2 protein-coding genes and 1 pseudogene are annotated in these 2,027 nt (G+C 63.1%); 1 reads left to right on the forward strand and 2 read right to left on the reverse strand.

What is annotated here, in order from left to right:
* Positions 1-114: pseudogene (locus tag H9Q75_RS12730) on the forward strand (enoyl-CoA hydratase/isomerase family protein); the annotation flags it as partial.
* 232 nt (positions 115-346) lie between these two features.
* Here H9Q75_RS12730 and H9Q75_RS12535 read toward each other — a convergent pair.
* Together H9Q75_RS12535 and H9Q75_RS12540 are read right to left on the reverse strand one after the other, a co-directional pair.
* On the reverse strand, positions 347-1,114 hold the full coding sequence (locus H9Q75_RS12535; RefSeq protein ID WP_186567631.1) for a creatininase family protein: 768 nt from the start codon (positions 1,112-1,114) through the stop codon (positions 347-349).
* A gap of 13 nt (positions 1,115-1,127) precedes the next feature.
* Entirely contained in the window at positions 1,128-1,892 is a 765-nt protein-coding gene (locus tag H9Q75_RS12540; RefSeq protein WP_186567633.1) for a creatininase family protein, read from the reverse strand.
* Positions 1,893-2,027 lie beyond the last annotated feature (135 nt).

Here is a 2,027-nt window from a genome sequence, read left to right on the forward strand (position 1 = left end):
GGCTCCGCCTTTGAGGCCGAGGCCTTCGGCGTCTGCTGCGGCACCGAGGACAAGGACGAGGGCATGGGCGCGTTTTTGGAGAAGCGCAAGGAGAAGCATTTCAAAGGCAAGTAAGCGCGGCGCCTGCGGGGCATTCCTGCCGCCGGCGCTACGTCGCCCCCCTGACCTGGCCGTCGGCCGCGGTCTCCCCGCTGACAGTGACACCGCCTGTCCCCGTCTCCGCCTTGGGCGGAGGTCCGGGGGCAGGCGGTCTCCTCTCCCCATTCAGGTACCTATCCCAGCTCCCCTGCGGCGTTAAAAACCGCCCCCCGGGACCAATGGTCCTGGGGGGCGGTTTTATCCAGCGTTATACAGGCAGAGAGATCTTTTTGATCTCCTCCAGCAGCTTAACGTTGAAGTCCACATAGGCCTCGGTCAGCTGCTCACCCAGGGCCTTGCTGGCGCCCTGGGGCGGGTTGCCCACGTTGCCGTAGCGGTTGAACTTGCTCACATCGCAGCGCACGCCCACCGGGGCCTCCTGGAACTTCCACACATAGTTCTTGCGGATGCCTTCGCTGATGGCGCTCTCACCCACGGCGTGGGCCAGGTCCATATTCACCAGGTCCTCCCGGGCGGCCATGAGCATGGAGGTCTCAAAATAGCCGCCGTGGTCCTGACAGTTCCACTCGGGATTCAGCTGGGGCAGCACACTCCACCAGTCGTTGGCAAAGGTAAGCGCGCCGTGGCGGTCATACAGGTCGCCGGCCAGGATGTCCAGCACCGGGGTGTTGCCGCCGTGGCCGCTGACGATGAGGAAGCGCTTGGCGCCGTGGCGGATGTAGCTCTCACAGAAGGCCAGCATCAGCTGACGGTATGTATCCGGGTCCAGGCAAGTGGAGCCGGGGAAGCGGCGCACGTTGGCCGCATAGCCGTAGGTCATCACCGGGGCCACGGGGGTGTTGGCGCGCTCGCCGATGAGGGCGGCGCAGTGCTGGGCGATGATGGTGTCGGTGGCCAGCGGCACGTGAGGGCCGTGCTCCTCCATTACGCCGGTGGGGATGATGATGGTGTCGGTCTCAGTCATGGCGTCCCGGAAGTCGGTCCAGGACATACGTTCAATCTGGGTTGTCTTCATTTCCCTTACCCCCTTACAGATACACGCGCTTGAGCTCTTTGACCAGTTCCACGCAGTAATCCACATAGATCCGGCTCATCTCAGCCCCCAGCTCAGCGGTGGCCTCCTCGGCCCGGGCGCCGTAGTTGCCCATGGGCGTCAGCTTATCCAAGGTCACGCCGCAGGTGGGGATGTTCACCCCATCGAAGCGGAACTTGTCCGTATAAGTCAGCCGCTCGGTCAGGGAGGCACGGGGTACCGTCTTGGCCCGCTCCATGTGGCACAGGTCGGGGTCCACGTCCAGGACGAAAGAGGTCTCATGCTTGCCGCCGTGGTCGTCGCATTTATACTGGGAGATGAAGGGCAGCACCTTCCACCACTCAGAGTGCATGGCGATCACGTCGTTGTACTTGGCGTGCAGGTCGTCGCACACGAAGTCCAGGGAGTTAGAGTTGCCCCCGTGGCCGTTGACGAAGAGGAAGCGGCGGGCTCCATGCTGAACATAGCTCTCGGCAATCTCAAAGACCACTTTTCGCAGCAGCATGGGGTCCACGTTCACGGTGCCGGGGAAAGCGGCCAGGTTGTGGGTGGAGCCGATGGGGATCTCCGGGGCCACGGGCACGCCGGCCTGCTCGCCGATGCGGCGGGCCAGCTCCCGGGCCAGGATGGTGTCGGTACCCAGGGGGTTGTGGGGGCCGTGCTCCTCATTGCTGCCCACCGGGATGATGATTAGGTCGTTGAAGGCCATGGCGTCCCGGAACTCATACCAGGACATCTCACTGATAAGGGTCTTGTGCATAATCCGTTTTCTCCTTTCAGCCGATGGCGATAATGGGGTCGCCCGCATTGATGGGGAGGGAGGAGATGACATAGAGCATCACGCCGTCGCAGGGGGCAAAGTACTCGCCCAGCACGTTGGTGAAGTAGTCACGGA

Origin of the sequence: Lawsonibacter celer, from assembly GCF_014281125.1 — a bacterium.
GTDB classification, from domain to species: domain Bacteria; phylum Bacillota; class Clostridia; order Oscillospirales; family Oscillospiraceae; genus Lawsonibacter_B; species Lawsonibacter_B celer.

Coding starts and splice junctions, on each gene's coding strand:
- H9Q75_RS12535 (WP_186567631.1), bottom strand. CDS start 1,114: ATGAAGACAACCCAGATTGAACGTATGTCCTGGACCGACTTCCGGGAC.
- H9Q75_RS12540 (WP_186567633.1), bottom strand. CDS start 1,892: ATGCACAAGACCCTTATCAGTGAGATGTCCTGGTATGAGTTCCGGGAC.